Source organism: Carboxydothermus pertinax, assembly GCF_001950255.1.
Lineage (GTDB): Bacteria > Bacillota > Z-2901 > Carboxydothermales > Carboxydothermaceae > Carboxydothermus > Carboxydothermus pertinax.
The window spans coordinates 1-20,131 of record NZ_BDJK01000011.1 but is presented as its reverse complement, the minus strand read 5'-3'; the positions used below and the strand labels follow the sequence as shown (position 1 = coordinate 20,131).

The 20,131-nt window shown below is 40.3% G+C and carries 16 protein-coding genes, 1 pseudogene and 1 riboswitch; of the genes and pseudogenes, 16 read left to right on the top strand and 1 reads right to left on the bottom strand.

Features of this window, described 5'->3' with window-relative positions:
• The 10 genes from cpu_RS13915 to cpu_RS04095 all read left to right on the top strand — a co-directional run.
• Positions 1-500, top strand: a 500-nt coding sequence (locus tag cpu_RS13915; protein WP_234970182.1) for a transposase, incomplete at its 5' end; no start/stop codon positions are given.
• 1,404 nt (positions 501-1,904) lie between these two features.
• A complete protein-coding gene (locus tag cpu_RS04135; protein WP_075858779.1) occupies positions 1,905-3,164 on the top strand; it encodes a methyl-accepting chemotaxis protein in 1,260 nt (419 codons plus the stop codon).
• A gap of 193 nt (positions 3,165-3,357) precedes the next feature.
• Positions 3,358-4,089, top strand: coding sequence for an ABC transporter ATP-binding protein (locus tag cpu_RS04130; protein ID WP_075858778.1), 732 nt, complete (start codon positions 3,358-3,360; stop codon positions 4,087-4,089).
• The gene (locus tag cpu_RS04125) at positions 4,079-5,263 is read left to right on the top strand and encodes an ABC transporter permease (protein ID WP_075858777.1); all 1,185 of its coding nucleotides are present in this window, start codon (positions 4,079-4,081) and stop codon (positions 5,261-5,263) included. Before cpu_RS04130 ends, cpu_RS04125 begins: the two co-directional genes overlap by 11 nt.
• Positions 5,264-5,369: 106 nt before the next feature.
• Positions 5,370-5,567 (top strand): AbrB/MazE/SpoVT family DNA-binding domain-containing protein, encoded by a 198-nt coding sequence (locus cpu_RS04120; protein WP_075858776.1) that lies wholly within the window; start codon positions 5,370-5,372, stop codon positions 5,565-5,567.
• A gap of 142 nt (positions 5,568-5,709) precedes the next feature.
• Complete coding sequence (locus cpu_RS04115; RefSeq protein WP_075858775.1) at positions 5,710-6,150, top strand: ACT domain-containing protein; 441 nt, start codon at positions 5,710-5,712, stop codon at positions 6,148-6,150.
• Between the two features lie 28 nt (positions 6,151-6,178).
• Positions 6,179-7,471 carry a homoserine dehydrogenase gene (locus cpu_RS04110; RefSeq protein WP_075858774.1) on the top strand — a complete coding sequence of 431 codons (1,293 nt, stop codon included), beginning with the start codon at positions 6,179-6,181 and terminating at the stop codon, positions 7,469-7,471.
• Positions 7,472-8,521 (top strand): threonine synthase, encoded by a 1,050-nt coding sequence (gene thrC / locus cpu_RS04105; protein ID WP_075858773.1) that lies wholly within the window; start codon positions 7,472-7,474, stop codon positions 8,519-8,521.
• 9 nt (positions 8,522-8,530) lie between these two features.
• Positions 8,531-9,445, top strand: coding sequence for a homoserine kinase (gene thrB, locus cpu_RS04100; RefSeq protein WP_075858772.1), 915 nt, complete (start codon positions 8,531-8,533; stop codon positions 9,443-9,445).
• Positions 9,439-10,659, top strand: coding sequence for an aspartate kinase (locus cpu_RS04095; RefSeq protein ID WP_075858771.1), 1,221 nt, complete (start codon positions 9,439-9,441; stop codon positions 10,657-10,659). Before thrB ends, cpu_RS04095 begins: the two co-directional genes overlap by 7 nt.
• Positions 10,660-10,816: 157 nt before the next feature.
• Here cpu_RS04095 and cpu_RS04090 read toward each other — a convergent pair whose 3' ends face one another.
• Entirely contained in the window at positions 10,817-11,137 is a 321-nt protein-coding gene (locus tag cpu_RS04090) for an XRE family transcriptional regulator (RefSeq protein ID WP_159433967.1), read from the bottom strand.
• Positions 11,138-11,989: 852 nt separating this feature from the next.
• Here cpu_RS04090 and cpu_RS04085 point away from each other — a divergent pair.
• The 6 genes and pseudogenes from cpu_RS04085 (at position 11,990) to bshC (ending at position 20,026) form a co-directional block, all read left to right on the top strand.
• Positions 11,990-14,299: an EAL domain-containing protein gene (locus cpu_RS04085; RefSeq protein WP_075858769.1), complete on the top strand. Its 2,310-nt coding sequence runs from the start codon at positions 11,990-11,992 to the stop codon at positions 14,297-14,299.
• A gap of 56 nt (positions 14,300-14,355) precedes the next feature.
• Positions 14,356-15,390 (top strand): HD-GYP domain-containing protein, encoded by a 1,035-nt coding sequence (locus cpu_RS04080; RefSeq protein WP_234970181.1) that lies wholly within the window; start codon positions 14,356-14,358, stop codon positions 15,388-15,390.
• Complete coding sequence (locus cpu_RS13910; protein WP_234970187.1) at positions 15,291-15,587, top strand: HD-GYP domain-containing protein; 297 nt, start codon at positions 15,291-15,293, stop codon at positions 15,585-15,587. Before cpu_RS04080 ends, cpu_RS13910 begins: the two co-directional genes overlap by 100 nt.
• A gap of 133 nt (positions 15,588-15,720) precedes the next feature.
• Positions 15,721-15,824: riboswitch (SAM riboswitch) on the top strand.
• A gap of 137 nt (positions 15,825-15,961) precedes the next feature.
• Positions 15,962-17,228 (top strand): annotated as a pseudogene (locus tag cpu_RS04075) (O-acetylhomoserine aminocarboxypropyltransferase/cysteine synthase family protein).
• 8 nt (positions 17,229-17,236) lie between these two features.
• A complete protein-coding gene (gene metX, locus cpu_RS04070; RefSeq protein ID WP_075858768.1) occupies positions 17,237-18,376 on the top strand; it encodes a homoserine O-acetyltransferase MetX in 1,140 nt (379 codons plus the stop codon).
• Between the two features lie 42 nt (positions 18,377-18,418).
• The gene (gene bshC / locus cpu_RS04065) at positions 18,419-20,026 is read left to right on the top strand and encodes a bacillithiol biosynthesis cysteine-adding enzyme BshC (RefSeq protein ID WP_075858767.1); all 1,608 of its coding nucleotides are present in this window, start codon (positions 18,419-18,421) and stop codon (positions 20,024-20,026) included.
• Positions 20,027-20,131 lie beyond the last annotated feature (105 nt).

Genomic DNA, 20,131 nt, shown 5'->3' with positions numbered 1-20,131 from the left:
GCCAGCACTTCCAGGGAGCAACCTGGCAGCGGTGCCAAACTCATTTTATGCGCAATATTCTCGATAAAACCCCAAAAACTTTACAAAAAGAAATCCATGCCAAAGTAAGAGCTATATTAGAAGCTCCAGATTCAGATACCGCAAGAATGTTACTAAATCAGGTACTTGATGAGTATAGAACTAAGGCGGCTAAGGCTATGGATATTTTAGAATTTGGTTTTGAAGATGCTGTAGCTGTATTAGAACTTCCTGAACGGTATCGCAAAAGACTTCGTACCACCAATAGTTTAGAACGGTTAAACGAAGAAATCCGCCGGCGCGAAAGGGTTATTAGGATCTTTCCTAATCGGGAATCGGCTATCCGCTTGATTGGTGCTTTACTAATGGAACAAGATGAAAAATGGGCCTCGAGTAAAAAATACTTGGACATAGCCGAATATTTTGAATGGCAGAAGGAAGCCTCAAAAAATTCAGGAGAAAAGGTTATTCCAATAAGATAGACTTTATCACCACCGGCAACTGTTCATAACCGCCGGAGGCCCTAGGGTCAAGGACGGGTAAAGTCCGGCGACAGCGTATCCTTGACCCCTTAAGGGCCGGAGGCGGTATACTGGATAATCGGTGGTGATTAATCACCTGATTCTAACCAGAGGGATTTTTACACAAAAATTTGGACTTGATCAAAAGATGGGGAGGAATGTAAAGAAGAAATTTATAAAATTTATAGATATAGTTCCTTTGCTGATTGTTGCAATCTCAATTGTGATAGGATGTTACCGCTCACGCTAATTGACCACATTTTACTCAAATTAAGTGGCTGCAAATTTTGTTTACTTTCTTTGGCCGGGCAGTGGAAAAACGGCCTGTCCATTAACGGTTATCAATTAGCCGTTTCTGTTAGGCTGCATCTGCCATTAGAGTCGGATAGGATATTTGAGATTTTTCCCTTGGATGGATATTCCTTCTTCTCCGATACCCACCTTTTTAATTACCTGTTTTGGTTGAAAATATAAAATTTTTACAAATTTTTCTTGACAAAAAATGTACTATACTAATAATAATAATTAGTTAAAGTGACTGCGGAAATTGGATATAAATTTAAGATTTTTGCCAGAAAATTACGGAGGTTAAAATGCAAACCGGACATCTATCCTCTGCTTACGGTCCGGGAACATTTAAAATTTATAGGTCTTGCCTACAACATTGCGGTGGCATAACCGTTTTTTGCTTGGGTGGTTACTTTTTGGGGTGTATGGTTCCTTAAAGCAAGCGGGTATCATTTTGGGAGAAGGAGATATTGCTATACTTTTAGTATCACCTAGTTAAGGAACGGGTTGTATTTTTGTGGTATTTAATAAGGTCAAGCTTTAAAGATATAAAGATATTTTTTTGCCTTTTTATCCAGCCTTTACTTACCGTTTATAAGTGTTTCAATGGCGGTTCATAAATATTCAAATAACTTGGTTTTCGGGTATTTAAGGATCTTTACCTGTTAGCTGTAAATGGTCTGCCGATATTAAAAGCAGTTATCTCGTCAGTGCTTTTGATGGTGCCTGCTTCAATAATTATCCAATGCGGAGGATTTGATGCTTTAACAGCAATCTTGTTTATGGTTAGTTTTCGAGCTTAATTAATTTGGCGGCTGCCTTTTTAAACCTACTTTTGCCTGCAAAGGCAGACTTAAAGGCGGTATTGCCATTTTTTAAAATATTTGCCTTTCTTATAATTCTGGCTCCTGTAGCTACCGTATCGGTTCTCGTATGACGAAGGGGTTTCTTGAGGACCCACAAAAAGCGGTGGAAGAAGCGTTATCGGAGTTAGTATGGGGCTTAAAAAAGGGTAGATAACTACAGTAGATTTTTCTTAATACTCTGTAGTAAAAACATCGAAGGGGGAGAAGAAGCATGTTTTTCCGGAAGCAAAACCAGAACGAAAATAAGGAAAAGCAAAAGGATGTGCTTTTAAAAAAGATAGTTCCCAAAGCTGCTGAAGCTTCATATTTAACTGCAAGTCAAAATGTAATTGCTTTTGAAGTATTGGAACAAATTAAAACAGCCGATGAGGAAGCCAATAATTTAACAACGGCTTTAGAACAGTTGAGCGAAGCGGTTAACGATGTGGCTATATCGGCTAATCAAACGGCCGAAACTTATAGTGAAATCGAGGAAAAGGTCAATAAAGGTTTAGACAATGTTAGTGAAATGGTTCGAGAAATGGGACAAACCCGGGAAAATATTGAGGCACTCATGCAAAATATTGTTGTTTTAAATGAAAAAGCCAAAGAAGTGCTAAATATCGTGGACATCATTCAAGATATTACTGATAAAACAAATCTTTTAGCATTAAATGCTGCTATTGAAGCGGCCCGGGCCGGAGAAAACGGTCGTGGTTTTGCCGTGGTTGCCGATGAAGTACGAAAACTTGCCGAGCAAACCAAAAATTCTGCTAATGATATTAAGAAAGCTCTAACCGGAATCACCGAGGGAATCCAGGATATAGTAGGGAAGGCAAATATAAGTGGTGAAAAAGTAAAAACAACCTCGGAAAAGGTTATGGAGGTAAATGGAATATTTACTGATATTTATTCGATGGTTAAAAACGTTGCGGATATGATTACAAGAATTTCTGCTGCCACCCAGGAGCAAGCCAGTACAACGTTAACCATGGCTGAATCGGGGAAAACCCTAAATAGCTTTGTGCAAAAAGTTCGCCAGGTTATTGAGGATATTACCAGGTTTTCTCGCAACTCCCAGATTGAAAATTTAAATATCTGTCAGATTATTGGCTCTACTGATTTGGGAATTTTAAATTTTATAACCTGTCGCATTACCGACCATGTTAACTGGATGATGAAGCTGGTTAATATCTTAGAAAATAAAAATTATGACGAAAAACTTAGCTCTCACAAAGAATGTGCTTTGGGCCGCTGGTATTATACCGGTGGGTTTTCTGAAATCCAAAAGTACGGAAAGGAAGTGGAAGCGCTTTATCGCTCCTTAGAAGAGCCTCACCGGAAGTTGCACGAAGCAGGTATTAGTGCGATATCTTCCTATCAGGCGGGCAATTATGAAGAGACGTTTGCTTCCCTCAAAGAGGTTTTGCAAAATTCGCGGCAGGTGGTTGACTTATTGTTTAAAATCTACGGAAAAATCGAAAATATGTAAGACCAAGCCTACGGCGAAGTTACTAAAAAAGGTGATTAGCCATAATTTCTAAATTGAGCAGTAAATAATCCCAGGGCAAGGAAGAGATGTTGATAAGGTAATTAAATAGTAGGTAGTTTGAAGAAGGTTAAAGGTATTATCGGAGTTAGTACGGTATTTAGAAGAGAATAAAATTGAAAGCGGGGGTTAGAATTTGGTCGAAGTTTACGGATTATCAAAAATATTTAAAAACATAAGAGCAGTTGACAATTTAAGTTTTCAGGTTAAAGAAGGAGAAGTGTATGGACTACTGGGAGAAAATGGGGCAGGAAAAACTACTACTTTGAGGATGCTTGCCACCATGCTTAAACCGACAAGTGGAACAGCAAAAATAAATGGCAAAGACCTCATAAAAGAGCCGGAATTGGTCAGAAAAAAAATAGGGATACTGTTTGGCGGTGAAAGTGGACTCTATGATAGGCTTACGGCAAGAGAAAACATAATGTATTTTGCAGAGCTTCAGGACATGACGAAAGAGGAAATAAAAGCAAGAATAGATTTACTGGCAGATAAATTCGGCATGAGAGAATTTATCGATAGACCGGCAGGTAAACTTTCCAAGGGAATGAAACAAAAAGTAGCGATTGTAAGATCAATAATTCATAACCCCAAGATAATGCTTTTTGATGAACCTACCTCAGGACTGGACGTGAGTTCAGTAAGGGAGGTACATGACTTTATAAAATTTTGCCGAGAAGAAGGAAAAGCGATTATTTTTTCCAGCCATAGTATGGCAGAAGTGGAAAAACTCTGTGATAAAATAGGGATTATCCATAAAGGTAGACTTGTAGCCGAAGGTACAATTGAATTTCTTAAAGAAAAGTATCACACGGACAACCTTGAGGAATTATTTATGGAATTGGTAGGTGAAAAACATGAAAGTTAAGCACGTATACATAGTTTTAAAAAAAGAAATGAAGGACATTTTAAGAGATAAAAGAACCTGGATTGTTACCCTTTTATTGCCGGCATTGCTTATACCTGTTATGATGTATTTTATAATGGGTGGCGTTCAAAGCATATCAGAGCAAAAAACAGAGGAGATCAAAGTAGCGGTGCAAGATGAAGGCAATAATGTACAATTTATAAATTTTCTTAAGTCAACAGGGATATCTATTGCAGAAAGTTTACAAAACCCCAAAGCTGACCTTGAAAAAGGCAACATAAGGGCAATTATTGTTATCCCATATAACTTCGAGAAAGATTTACGAGAAGGTAAAAATTCAAATATTATAATACAAAGTGATGATTCAAACCTGAAGTCAGCAACGGCAAGAGGAATAATTGAAAACTTCATAAAAGAATATGCAAATGCAATTGTCAGAGAGAGGCTTAAGGCGAAAGGAATTGACCCCTCCATCCTTGAGCCAATAGCGATTAAAGTAGAGAATATTGCCTCAGAAAATAAAATGGCAGGGTCGTTTTTGTCCTTTATAGTACCGATGCTTCTTGCTTTGTGGACAGCTACCGGGGGTATGGGAGCAGCAATTGATCTTGCGGCAGGGGAAAAAGAAAGAGGTACATTAGAGCCCCTGCTTACTACATCACCAACAAGACTTTCGATAATGACGGGAAAATATCTTGCCGTAACAATTATGGCTATTTTAAGCGCTGCTGCATCCTTAATAGGCCTTATAATGGCTTTTACCATGAATCCAAAGTATTTTGGCTTAAACGGCGGTTTTTATATGACAGGAAGCGTTATCGGGATTATGATTGTAGTTTCGATATTTACCGCTTTAATTTTTGCAGCATTAGAATTGGCATTAAGCACGTATGCCAGGTCCTTTAAGGAAGGACAAACGTATCTTACTCCAGTCACGTTTTTAGCACTGATTCCTGCCTATATGATTATGTACAAGATGCCAAATGAATTACCTCAATATTATTTTGCCATACCGATATTTGGCACTATATCCTTGTTTAAAGAGCTGTTATATGGCATGGTCAATATATCACACATAGGTATCTTTATTGTTTCATCGATAGTATACATCATTGTAGCGATATGGATAGCATCATTACTGTTTAAACAGGAGTGGGCACTTTTCAGAATGTAAATTTTTACATGGTATAATTTTACTCCATTGAACTTTTTTACTTCATTATTCGCTAAATGGTGCGTTTTTTGGTTGGTTAATTGGGGATATAAGGAGGCTAATTTTGATGGCAGAAGTAATTGTTTCCAGTAAGCACCAAATAGTACTCCCGGCTGAAATCCGTAAAACCCTTGGGATAGAGAAGGTACAGCGTTTACATGTCCTCGTGGAAAGCGGAAGTATACGTTTAATTCCAAGCCGTCCGCTTTCTGAAATGCGTGGTTTCTTACGGGGCATGGATACAAATATTGAGCGGGAAAAGTGATACAACTTGCTTTAATTTAAAGCAGGTTGTTTTTTTATGCGAAAATTTACCAAAACATCTTGTCAAGGGAGGTAAACAATGTTATAATGTCTACCAATTACGGATAAAAATCCACCCTACAAGGACATAGAGGGGTAGGAAGATGAAAAAAACCAAATTTTTACTGGTGGCTATGGAAATTCTTCCGGAAGCCATCCGGAAAACCGCCGAGGTCAAGGAGTTACTAAGTAAAAAGCCGGAGCTTACGGTTAATGAGGCGGTGGAAAAGGTGGGGATTTCCCGGAGCGCTTTTTATAAATATAAAGACGGGGTATTTCCTTTTTACCATAAAGCTTCCGGAAAAATTATTACCTTATCTTTAAACTTGGAGCATCGCGCCGGGGTACTATCAAAAGTTTTAAATTTTATCGCCCAATACCAGGGAAACGTTTTAACGATTAACCAAAACTTACCTTTAGGGGGTATAGCTAATGTTACCCTCAGTATTGAAACCGATGAAATGATGGTAACTATTGACGAGCTTTTAGAGGCATTAGGGCAAATGGATGGGGTAAACAAAGTGGAACTGGTAGGTCAAAGCTAAAATTACAAAAAAACAAGGGGGAGAGGAAATGGCAACGGTCAAAATTGGACTTCTGGGTTTTGGTACGGTGGGCCGGGGAGTTTACAAGGTCCTACAAACCCACCGGGAAAAAATTTATAACACCTTAGGAGTAGAAGTTGAAATTGGCCGGGTATTGGTAAGAAATTTAGAAAAATATCAAAAAACTTATCCGGAGCTTATTGATTTATTTACCGAAAACCCTGAAGAGATCATTGATAATCCGGAAATAAAAATTATTGTGGAAGTCATGGGCGGGATAAATCCAGCCTTAGACTACGTTTTACAGGCTATGAAAAACGGCAAAAGTGTAATCACCGCCAATAAAGACATGGTAGCCGAACGCGGCCGGGAGCTTTTTGCGACCCACGAAGAACAGGGTGTAGATTTTTTGTTTGAGGCCAGTGTGGCCGGAGGCATTCCCATCATACGAACCTTAAAAGAAAGCCTTGCAGGCAATAGTTTTAAAGAAGTTATTGGTATTATTAATGGCACTACTAATTACATGCTGACCAAGATGTCTTTATTTGGTACCCCCTATGAGGAGGTATTAAAGGAAGCCCAGGAAAAGGGTTATGCCGAAGCCGACCCTACCTCCGATGTCGAAGGACTCGATGCGGCACGAAAACTTGCGATTTTAGCGTCTATTGCCTTTAATTCTCGGGTGACTTTTGGTGATGTTTACGCCGAAGGGATTACCCGGATTACTCCTATTGATATCCAGTACGCTCGGGAGTTAGGCGGAGTAATAAAGCTTTTAGGGATTGCCAAGGAAGATGAGGAAGGGATTGAAGTTCGGGTGCATCCTACTATAATCCCAGAAAGCCATCCTCTAGCAGCGGTTAATGATGTTTTTAATGCTATTTTTGTGGAAGGGGATGCGGTGGGACCTTTGATGTTTTACGGTCGGGGGGCTGGAGAATTGCCAACAGCCAGTGCGGTGGTAGGAGATATAATTGAAGCGGTAAAAAATATTAGTCACCACGATACCGGCCGGATTGGCTGCACCTGTTACTTGGAAAAGCCGGTGAAACCAATTGGTGAAATTAGCTCAAAGTATTTTATTAGACTTGTGGTTGAAGATAAACCTGGAGTCTTGGCTTCAGTAGCTCAGGTTTTTGGTAATCAAAGTGTCAGCATTGCTTCGGTTATTCAAAAACGTTCGCTTGAAGATTTAGCAGAGCTTGTTGTTTTGACCCACCGGGTAAAAGAACGGTACATCCGGGATGCGGTTTCGGTGTTAAAAGGAATGTCTACGGTTCGGGAAATTTCAAATGTCATTAGAGCCGAGGGGGATTTTTAAATGCGCTGGGAAGGAGTAATTAAAGCTTACCGGGAGTATTTGCCTGTTACCGAAAAAACTCCTCTATTAACTTTAAATGAAGGCAATACACCTCTAATTTATGCAAGTTATCTTTCCGAAAGGGTAGGGGCCAGGGTTTATCTTAAATTTGAGGGGGCAAATCCAACCGGATCCTTTAAAGACCGGGGTATGGTTGTAGCGGTGGCTAAAGCTATAGAAGAAGGGGCCCGGGCGGTAATTTGCGCTTCTACCGGCAATACGTCAGCGGCGGCAGCAGCGTATGCAGCCAAGGCTGGTTTAAAATGCGTGGTTTTAATTCCTGAAGGTAATATAGCCCTTGGAAAATTGGCTCAGGCTCTTTTTTACGGGGCTAAGGTTGTTGCCATAAAGGGGAATTTTGACGAAGCTTTAAACCTTGTCCGAGCAATTGGGCAAAATTACCCAATTGCCATTGTAAACTCAATAAACCCCTATCGCATTGAAGGCCAAAAAACAGCGTCCTTTGAAGTAGCCGATGCTTTGGGGGATGCTCCTGATTATTTATTTATACCGGTAGGCAATGCCGGCAACATTACTGCCTACTGGCAGGGTTTTAAACAGTATTATGAACTGGGGAAAACTAAAAAACTTCCTAAGATGATGGGTTTTGAAGCCCAAGGGGCGGCGGCGATCGTTAAGGGAGAGCCTATTTCCAATCCCGAAACTATTGCCACAGCCATTAGAATTGGAAACCCGGCCAGCTGGCAGGGAGCGGTGGCGGCGGCCAATGAATCGGGAGGAAAAATTTCTTATGTAACCGATGAAGAAATAATAGAAGCTTACCGGCTCCTTGCCCAAAAAGAAGGAATTATGGCCGAGCCAGCCTCGGCCGCCAGTGTGGCGGGATTGTTAAAATACCGCAGGAAGCACGAGTTTAACCAGGACGATGTGGTGGTCTTGGTTTTAACCGGTCACGGGTTAAAGGATCCCGATAATGCTTTAAAACAAAATGCCAACCAGCCGGTAGTGGTAGAGCCGGATTATAACGAAGTTTTAAAAATTATCTTATAAGGTGTGATTATGGTTCGCGTACTCATTCCAGCAACTTCAGCTAACTTAGGTCCTGGTTTTGATGCGGTGGGGATGGCTCTTTCTTTTTACAATGAAGTATGCCTTAAACCATCACCCAAAGAGTTGGAAATCGATGTTTGGGGCGATGGTTCAGAAATAATTCCTAAGGATAGAAATAATCTTGTCTACATTGCTGTAACTAAAGTATTTGAGAGTTTAGGGAAAATACCCCGAAATTTAAAGTTAAGCCTTAAAAACCGGGTACCTTTTGCCCGGGGACTGGGAAGCAGTGCCGCCGCTATTGTGGGTGGCCTGGTTGCAGCTAATGCTTACTTGGGAAATCCGCTGCCGACCGATGAGCTTTTACGGCTGGCAACGGAGTTAGAAGGCCATCCCGATAATGTAGCTCCAGCTCTCCTTGGCGGGGTAGTGGTATCTGGTTTTGACCGGGATAAAGTAAAATATCTTAAACTTCCCGTTCCCGAGGTAGAGGTTGTGGTTGCTATACCAAAGTTTCAGTTGAAAACTGTTGATTCCCGGCAGATACTGCCGGTGGAGATTCCCTTTTCCCAGGCGGTGCTCAATGTTAATCGGGTTTCCTTTTTAATTGCTGCTTTTTGCTTAAAAAAATATGAATACTTGCAAATAGGGATGGAAGATTACCTCCATCAACCCTACCGCAGTCAATTGATTCCCGGTTTTTATCAGGTGATGGAGGAAGCAAAGAAGGCTGGCGCTTACGGAGTGGCTTTAAGCGGAAGCGGGCCTACGGTAATTGCCTTTGCCCGAGAGAGCGAAGCCGTAGGCAGAGCGATTAGAGAAGCTTTTTTAAATTTTAATGTGGAAGCTGAAATTATCTATACCCGACCGGAAAATCGGGGGGCTATTGATTTAATAATGCACAAGGGGGAAGGAGATTGTTAGTAGTTCAAAAATATGGTGGTAGTTCCGTGGCTAATCCCCAAAGGATAAAAAATGTTGCCGGAAGGGTGGCCGAATATTATCGGGTAGGGCATCGGGTAGCGGTGGTGGTGTCTGCTATGGGTGATACTACCGACGAACTTTTAGAGCTGATGGAGGAAATTAGCCCGAACCCTCCGGCCCGGGAAATCGATATGCTCTTATCTACGGGAGAACAGGTTTCCATTGCTCTTTTAGCAATGGCTTTAAACGAACTGGGGGTGCCCGCCCAATCCTTTACCGGATTGCAGGCTGGTATTTATACTGATGAACTTCATACCAAGGCGCGAATTACCAAAATTAAGCCAGAAAGAATTACCGATGCTTTGAATTCCGGTAAGGTTGCGGTAGTGGCTGGCTTTCAAGGAGTCAATCAAAAGGGCGATATTACTACTCTCGGTCGGGGAGGAAGTGATACCACTGCAGTTGCTCTTGCTGCGGCTTTAAAAGCGGACATTTGCGAAATTTATACCGACGTGGATGGGGTTTATACCGCCGATCCCCGGATAGTACCCGATGCCAGGAAAATTAAAGAAATATCTTACGAAGAAATGTTAGAGCTAGCAAGTCTGGGGGCGGTGGTATTGCAGCCCCGTTCAGTAGATTTTGCCAGAAATTATAAAGTTGAGGTTCATGTGCGCTCAAGTTTTAATTACAATGACGGAACGGTGTTAAAGGAGGAAAAAGATTTGGAGAAAAAAGGAGTAGTGACGGGAGTTGCTCATGATAAAAATGCCGTGAAAGTGGGAGTGTTTGGTGTTCCCGACCAGCCCGGGGTAGCTTATCGCTTGTTTTCCGAATTAGCTGCCCATAATATCAATGTTGATATGATTATCCAAAGTGCTGGCAGTGATCCTGGACAAAATGATATATCCTTTACAATAGGTAAAAATGACTTAGCGAAAACTTTAGAAATTTTGGAGGAGCTGGTAAAAAAGCTTTCGGCGAAAGGTTATACTTATGATGAAAAAGTCGCTAAAGTGTCCATAGTTGGAGCGGGAATGGTGAGTTACCCAGGAGTTGCAGCGAAAATGTTTGAAGCCCTTTATGAAGAAAATATCAATATTCATATGATCAGTACTTCTGAAATAAAAGTTTCCTGCATTATTGATGAAGATGCAGTAGAAAGAGCCGTAAATAGTATACACAAAAAATTTGAGCTTGGTTATAGCACATAATTATAAGGGACGCCAGGTTCGTTCCAGCTCTCCCGGGGGGTTTTACAAATACGGCAGGTATGTCAAAGGGAGGTAAACTGGCTAAAATAAAGAGAAAAGCACTGTGATTTAACGCAGTGCTTTTCTTTTGTTACTTGGCAGCGGTGTAGCCTAAAATTTAAATTTTTACTCGATACTTATAATGCAAAAAATCAACAAAGAGATTAATTTCGTTTAGAGCTTCAGGTGGAAGCTGAAGGATTTTTTGGATTACTGGGGAGGTTGAATGGGGATAGTTTTCATCAGAAAGTCCTGCAAGGTATTCAATACTTACTCCAAATTCTTGAGCAATTTTCTGTAAAAGGTTAATATCAGGGGTGCGTTCGTTATTTTCATATTTACATAAGGCCCAGTAGGAAATCTGAAGCTTATCTGCTAGTTCTTTCCTGCTCATTTTCCTTTCTTCCCGAAGTTTTTTTATCTTGTTTATACCGCTCATAATCATCAACCCGGCATCTCTTTTCATTAAATTTTTATTTAATGTAAAAATATTATAAATTTAAAAATTTTATTTTTTAAATATTTTAACTTAAGTGCTTCTCTTTGGCAATAAATGGACATAATGTCCAATTTATTTTTAAATTCATTTAAAATTAAAAAAGAAAATAAAAAACACTAATTTATCTAAAGGTTTTAAAATCTTAAAATTTAAGACCCAAAAATATAGTAAAGTGGTTGAAAAATATTGGACACTGAGTACAATTAAAATAAACAAATTTCGTCTATGTACAGTTAATTTTTGGTACCTGTTGATTCCATTCAGGGAGATTTTTAGAGAGTAAGAATTTTGTAAGAAATAATTCTTACAATGAAGTCATTCTTTTTATACATGTAAAACCTTATCTCAAGTTAATGGTAAAAAATTGTCGCCTAGGCTGGGTTTACCATAAGTGTTCAACGGGAGCGGTTATCCTTTTCCACCTGACCTCAAAAGAGCTTGAATCACCAAAGTAGGATTATTCAGGTAGCAGATATCTTAGCAGCCCTCCTTGAAGTTCGACCCTACCGTAAGGCAATTTTTTCCGAGCAGATTCGTTAAATTTTATGTTTTGAGGTGAAAAGATGTAAATTCAAGGGTTGATGGCATTTTTTGATTTTTAGGAAAGAAAGCCAGGAGTAATTGATTGGTCAAAAAAGTCTCAATTAAGGCGGCCAGACTGGGCAAAGCCGTTAGAAACTTTGCGTAAAATATCCGAAACCATAAAAAATTCGTGTAGCCTAACAGAGACTGAACAAAATTTAGGATGCTGACAATATTATTTAAAATACAGAGGAGGAAGGAAAACTAATAATGAATGACAGGAATTTTCATTCCAGAAAAAAGGGAAATTTTATGGAAGAATCCCAGAAATCAATTGCCTATCTTAAGCAGACAGAAGAATTTTTAAGTAAAATTCTGGAAAACGAGCAGTTGTTAATAGTTGTTTGGACGCTGGAAAGTAAAGTAATCTGGTTTAATAGATATACTCAGAATTTATTTGGTATAGCAGTAGAGGAACAATTAGAGCAGGTAGATGTAAGTTTAATCATTCCCGAAAATTTAATTAGATATATAAAAAAACAATTGGATTATACTGGAAAGAAAAGCTTTCGTTACATAGACGAAAAACCGATGGTTTTAAAGAATGGCAGAGAAATTTATATTATGTGGCATAATAGTATTCTTAGTGATGAGGAAGGGCATAAGTACATTGTTTCCACTGGAATAGACATTACAGAATTAAAGAAAGCCGAAAAAAGATTTGAAGAAGCAAATAAAAACCTTCTTGCTTTAAACGAGGAATTAATTGCTCAGCAAGAAGAGCTGTCGGCAATGAATGAAGAACTTATGGCTCAAGAAGAAGAAGTGAGACAGAACTTAATTGAAATACAAAGGCAGCAGGATGAATTGAAAAAAAGTGAAGAACGCTACAGACTGGTAGTTGAAGGAGCAAGCGACGGGCTATGGGACTGGGATTTGACAACGGATACGGCATACATATCCGAGAGGTGGAGGGATCTTATTGGTTTTGATAAAGAAGTAATAAATAACTACTGTGAAACATGGATTAAATTTATCCATCCCAGAGATGTTAAAACAGTAATCAATAATTTACGTAGTCATCTAGAAAAAAAGACACCATTTTACTTATGTGAATACAGAATCAAAACAAAGGACGGGAAATATATATGGATTTTAAGCAGAGGGAAGGCCTTATGGGATGAAGAGGGTAAAGCCATAAGAATGGCAGGATCGCACACGGATATTACTCGAAGAAAGCAAATGGAGAGCAAATTAGAATACATGGCATTCCATGACCCTCTAACTAACCTACCGCGTCGAGATGTTTTTATGGAGAGGCTCAAGGTTGCCATGGTAGATGCCAGAAGGAATGGGAAGAAACTTGCAGTGTTTTTTGTTGATCTTGATAATTTCAAAATCATCAACGACTCTTTGGGTCATCATACGGGAGACAGGCTATTGAAGAAGATTGCCAGGAAATTAACAAAGTGTGTGCGGGAAACAGATACAATATCCAGAGTAGGCGGTGATGAATTTATCATTTTACTGCCTGACGTAAATAGTATTGAGGATACGGATAAGGTTGCAAAAAGAATATTGGAACTATTTGACCAACCAATAAAGCTCAATAATCATGAATTGCCTGTCACTATTAGTATAGGTATTGCCATCTATCCCGATCATGGAAAAAGTGAAAGAGCTATACTTAAGAATGCGGATATAGCTATGTACACGGCAAAAAGAAAAGGGAAAAATCGTTTCCAATATTTTGACAATGCAATGAGGAGTGAGGTAGAATTTGCTAATACAGTTAAAAGAGATTTAAGGTTGGCTTTGGAAAAAAATCAGTTCATTTTATATTATCAGCCCCTTATTGACCTAAAGACAGGTAAAATAGCGAGTATGGAGGCACTTTTGAGGTGGCAGCATCCTAAAAAAGGAATGATAAGCCCTTTTCACTTTATTCCTATTGCTGAAGAGACGCGACAGATAATATTTATAGGTGAGTGGGTGTTAAAGACGGCTTGTAAACAAATGAAAGAATGGCTCGATATGGGGTATTCGGGTTTCAGTGTTTCGGTAAATGTTTCGGTGCATCAGTTGCAGCAGCCTAATTTCGCGAAGGTTGTGTGTGATATCCTAAAAGAAATTGAACTTGAACCGAGATACCTGGAACTGGAGATTACTGAAACCGTCCTTATAGAAGCAGTAGATACGGTGGTTAAAAACCTTTATCATTTAAAAGAAGCTGGGGTTAAAATAATAATAGATGATTTCGGAACGGAAAACAGTTCTTTTAGATACATGCAAAAATTTACAGTTGATGGTTTAAAAATTGACAGGTCGTTTGTGAATGGGATAAAGATAGATGTAAATAAGGCTATTATTGATGCGATTATTTTGTTGGGACACAGGCTGAAACTACCTGTAACTGCTGAAGGGGTAGAAACAAGAGAGCAGCTTGAGTGTCTAGTAGAGAGCGGTTGCGATAAAGTTCAAGGTTTTTATTTCAGCAAACCATTGCCTCCAGACGAGGCTGTTCATTTGGTTCAAAAAGGGAACCAATATTTCTTGATTTCTGATAACGCACAAAAGTAATGCCAGGATGAGGTCCAAGGTAAAACTATTTAATTTTATTGAAAGGAGTATTAGTTTTGACCATCAAGGTTAACTTTTTTAACTTTTTTAACTTAATAAAAAATATGTTCTCAGCTTTTGATGCTAACGAATTAGGCCTTAACAAACATCATTGGAAAGTTGCCTATGTTTCCTACCTACTTGGTGATGAATTGGGACTTACAGAGTTTGAAAAAAACGATCTTATATATTTAGGAATGATTCATGATATTGGAGTTTTGCCTTGGGGCAAGGACGATCATCTTATTAATTTAATTGGGGAAGAAGAGTTTGAACATTGCCTGCGGGGTTATAACTTTCTTAAAAACACGTATTTTGATCAATATGCTCCCGTTATTTTAAGCCATCACGATCATTTTAAAGGGAAAAATAAAACCGGGCTTGCTGGTAAGGAAATTCCGCTGTTTAGCCGGATAATTTATCTTGCTGATCGGGTAGCGTTTTTCTTTCAGGATAACATGCATCCCTTACTGGTGAAAGATAAGGTAGTGGAAAAAATAGTTTCTGGTAAGAATATTCTTTTCGACCCAGAGATAGTAGATGTGTTTTTAGTGGTTGCAGAAACTGAGGACTTTTGGCTTACTTTAGGGGATGGGGATATTCTAAATCAATCCTTAAATATACATCCAGGCCAGCACAGGTGGTTAGAAATTGATGAAGTGATAAGTATTGCGCAACTTTTTGCTAAAATCATCGACCATAAATCTCACTTTACATTTTACCATTCGCAGCTTATAGCGGAAGTGGCAAAGTTTGCCGGAGAAATTTTTGGCTTTAACTTGGAAGAGAGAAAAGCTTTAGAAGTAGCTGGACTTTTACATGACTTGGGAAAACTTACGGTGCCCGAAGAAATATTGGAAAAACCTGCGGCACTTAGTCGGGAAGAGTTTAGCGTAATAAAACAGCATACTTTTTATACCTATTACTGGTTAATAGACGTTTTCCTGAGGAGATTGTCCGCACCGCTGCTTTTCATCACGAGAAACTTGACGGTAGTGGTTATCCCTTTAAGAAAAAAGGTGAAGAAATTTCTCTACAAGAACGGCTTTTAGGTGTAGTTGACATGTTTGTAGCTCTAACTGAAGACCGCCCCTACCGGAAGGGGTTAAAATACCGGGAGGTTAAAGAGATTTTATTTAACGAGGTTCTGGCCAACAGAATTGACCGAGAGTGTGTTAAAATACTTTTGGATAGTTATCCGGAGATTGTTACTCGAATGCAAAGGGTTCTGGAAACGGAGGTAGGATAACTGACCTTTACAAAAAGGTCACAATATCGAGAGCTATTCTCTGGCCTATCTACAAAAAATTTGAGCTAAGTAATTGACAAATAGTTTTATCCTTTATAGAATTAATTTCAAGTAAATAGCGAATAACGAAACACTCTTATCGAGAGCGGCGGAGGGACTGGCCCTATGAAGCCCGGCAACCGGCCTTTTTGGCAAAGGTGCCAAATCCTGCAGGAGGATAATCCTGAGAGATAAGAGGAGGAAACCAAAGCCTCTTCTTGTCGGAAGAGGTTTTTTTATTTAAACACCAAAATCAGGGAGGTTCTTTTTTTAGGCGTTTAGACGCAAATATCAGACCCGTCCCTAAAGTAGGCGGAAAGAAAGGAGAGATTGTAGTGAAATTTGCGACAAAAGCGCTTCACGCCGGACAAAAACCGGACAGGGAAACCAGAGCTCGGGCGGTTCCCATCTATCAAACTACCTCTTACGTATTTGAAAGCACCGAGCATGCTGCAGCATTATTTAATTTGGAAGGTGGCGGTTACATTTATACCCGCATTGACAACCCGACCACCGAAGTTTTGGAAAACCGCATTGCGGCTCTCGAAGGAGGTATTGGAGCTTTAGCGGTTGCTTCCGGTCAGGCGGCCATCACCTTTGCCCTTTTGAATCTTGCTTCTGCCGGGGATGAAATTGTTGCTTCTTCCAATCTTTACGGTGGAACTTATACCCTGTTAGCCAATACTTTTAAATCCTTTGGCATAAATGTCAAGTTTACCGAAACTGTTGAAGTGGAATCCTTTGAAAAATTAATCACCCCTAAAACCCGGGCCCTTTATGTGGAAACCATCGGCAATCCCGGACTTACCATTCCTGACTTTGAAGCTCTATCCGAGCTTGCCCAGAGCTATAAAATACCGCTGGTGGTAGACAATACCTTTGCTACCCCTTACCTCTTTCGGCCTCTTGAACATGGGGCTAACATAGTTATTCACTCCCTTACCAAATTTATCGGGGGCCACGGGGTGGCGATTGGCGGAATCATTGTCGATGGCGGAAATTTTGACTGGGAAGCAGGGGGTTTTACCCAGTTTACCACTCCTGATCCCGCCTATCACGGCATGATTTATACCGAAAAGTTTGGGGCCGCGGCGTACATTGCCAGGGCCCGCACCCAGTTTTTGCGGGATATTGGCGCATCCCTTTCTCCTTTTAATGCGTTTTTGATACTACTTGGAGTAGAAACTTTGGAACTCAGAATGAAGAAACATTCGGAAAATGCCCTTAAAATTGCTGAGTACTTAAAAGGGCACCCGAAAGTTACCTTTGTCAATTACCCGGGCCTTAGCGACCACCCTCACTATAACCGGGCCCAGAAATACTTTAAAAACGGATTTGGAGCAATGCTTACTTTTGGAGTAAAAGGTGGACGCGAAGCCGGGAAAAAAGTAATAGAAGGGGTAAAAATTTTCTCCCATCTCGCCAATGTGGGGGATGCTAAGTCTTTAATCATTCATCCGGCATCTACTACCCACAGCCAGTTAAACAGTGAAGAACTTTTAAAGGCCGGAGTAACAGAAGATTTAATTCGTTTGTCCATTGGCATTGAAGACGTGGATGATTTTAATCCAGGATTTAGATAATGCTTTAGCACAGGTGTAGGAGGAAAAATGAACGGCTCGGTTGGTATTGTGGAAACCAAGAAGGTTACTTTTCCGGAAATAACTTTAGAATGCGGCGAAAAAATTGCTCCGGTAACGGTAGCCTATGAGACTTACGGCGAACTGAACGAGCGGGGAGATAACGCGATTTTGATTTTACATGCCCTAACAGGAGATGCCCATGTAGCGGGAAAACACCGGCCGGAAGACAAAGTGGCCGGCTGGTGGGACCCCATGGTGGGACCGGGAAGGCTTTTTGACACCAATAGATACTTTATTGTTTGTTCCAACGTTTTAGGAGGATGCTACGGGACTACCGGGCCTTCTTCGATTAACCCCGCTACCGGGAGGCCCTGGGGCATGAGCTTTCCCATTATCACCATTAGAGACATGGTTAATCTTCAGTACATGCTGGTGCGTCACTTAGGGATTACGAAAATCCTGGCGGCGGTGGGCGGCTCCATGGGGGGCATGCAGGCCTTAGAGTGGGCTTACATGTATCCCGAGATGTTAAAAAGCGTGGTGGCCATTGCTACCAGCGCCAGGCTTTCCCCCTTTGGTATAGCTTTTAATGCGGTTGGCCGGGAAGCCATCATGACCGACCCCGAGTGGCGGGGTGGAAATTATTACGGGTTTGAGGGCCCAAAAAGAGGATTGGCTTTGGCTAGGATGATTGGCATCATCACCTACAAAAGCGATATTTCCTGGCAGTACCGTTTTGGGCGAACCCACACTTATGAAACGGACCAGGAGCTTTTCAGTCATACTTCCCGCTTTGAAATTGAAAATTACCTTTACTATCAAGGGGATAAATTAGTAAAGCGGTTTGATGCCAATACTTATTTGTATCTCTTAAAGGCTATGGATTTGCATGACATAAGCCGCGGAAGGGGTCGCTACCGGGAAATTTTAAAGGAACTGAAAACGCCCTTTTTAGCTATTGGCATTGACACCGATTTTCTTTACCCAACCTATCAGCAAAAGGAAATTGTAGAAGCATTGAAGGAAGCCAAAAAAGAGGCTTATTACTGGGAACTTTCCTCTCCTCACGGCCACGATGCTTTTTTAATTGAGTTTTCCAAAATGGCGCCAATCTTAAGTAACTTTTTGGAGTATGTGGCTGGCCGGAGGGCGACAATTAACTTTTAAAGAAAACTATGGTAAGATAAAAGAAAAACAGAGGAGCAGGCAATGCGGTACGAGGAAATAAATTTAGGTTACGAAAAAAATCTGGTCAGGTATTATTTAACCGGGTACGACAGAGTAGCCAAGTTTTACCATTACAACCCCTGGAATACCCGAAGCTTTTATGATAGGGCAGATTATTTAAAAGATAAGAGTAATCCGAAAGCTCTCTATAATTTATTAAGCTCTTACCTAAAAGATTTTGCACTTGACCAAAAGGTTGTGGAAAATCTCGACAAAATCAAAAAGGGAGCATTTATTGTCTTAACCGGGCAGCAGCCGGGCTTTTTAACGGGACCCTTGTATACCATATATAAAGCAGTTCATGCAATTAGTGAAGCAAAACGACTAAGCGAATTGCTAAATTACGAAGTTGTGCCCCTCTTTTGGATTGGCAGTGAAGACCACGATGTGGAGGAGGTAAATTTTCTTTACTTCCCTGGAAAGGAGGGGCCGCAGGAAATAAAAATTGAATTTACCGACCTGCGAAAAATCCCTGCTGGACTTAGGCCAGCAGAACCTGAAACTGTTGAAGCCATTGAAAAGTTCGAGAGCCTATTACCCAATTTTGATTACAAAGAAGAAGTTTTTACGGAAATTAAAAAAGCCTATCATTCGGCCAATTTAGGCCAGGCCTTTGCCCGCTTAATGTTAAAGCTTTTTGGTAAATACGGCCTTTTAGTTTATGATGGCCTAAATCCGGAATTTAAAAGGGTTACCAAAGACTATCTTAAAAATGCTTTTTTAAAGAGGGACGCTATTGAAAAAGCTTTATTTAAAGTACATACCGAGCAGCAAAGTCTTGGGATTGAGCCGCAGCTTGACCCCTGTCCTAACCACTGCAACATGTTTATCTTTAAAAACGATGAAAGAATTGCTTTGGAAATGGCGGGGGAAAGGGTTATAGGCCGGGACGGGGAAGTAAGCTTTACCCGGGAAGAGTTTTTGGAGTTTATGGAAACAAACCCGGAAAAGTTAAGTCCGAACCTGGTGGTCAGGACTTCAATTCAGTCTCTAATTTTTCCGGTTTTAGCATACGTGGCTGGTCCCGGTGAAATCGGTTACTACGGAATGTTAAAAGAAGTGTATGAACTAATGGATACTCAGATGCCGGTAATCCTTCCCCGGTTTACGGCAACTTTAATTGAGCCGCGGGTGGAGAAAGCTTTAAAAGAATTTGCCCTTTTACCGCAGGAAATTTATCAAGATTACGACGGAGTATTTCACCGGGTATTGGAGCGATTGGATAACCTTGGAATTGAAGATACCTTTAAAGCCTTAAAAGAAAGTATCAATTCGGCTTATAAGACCTTGCAGGAAAAACTTGCCCCACTGGGGGCTGATTTTCAAAAGCTTACCGGAGAAAACTTAGGAAGGGTTATGGCCCAGGTGAAGTACCTGGAGGAGCGGGCCCAAAAATACCATCGAGAAAAGAACAGTAAATACATTGAAAAATTGCGGTATATAAAAACTAATTTTTTACCCGAAAACGAATGGCAGGAGCGGGTGTATAACGTTTTTTACTATCTTGCTAAATACGGATTTGCTTTATTAGAAAAGCTTCTGGAAATACCCTTTAATCCCGGGAAGCATTATTTGCTATACCTGGAATAAGATAAAAGGTTCTGTGGTAATAGGCCATAGTTTCGTTCAAAAGCTTTAAATTTCGGGGCAAATAATCCCAGGGCAAGGAAGAGATATCGAAGAGGTAATTAAGAT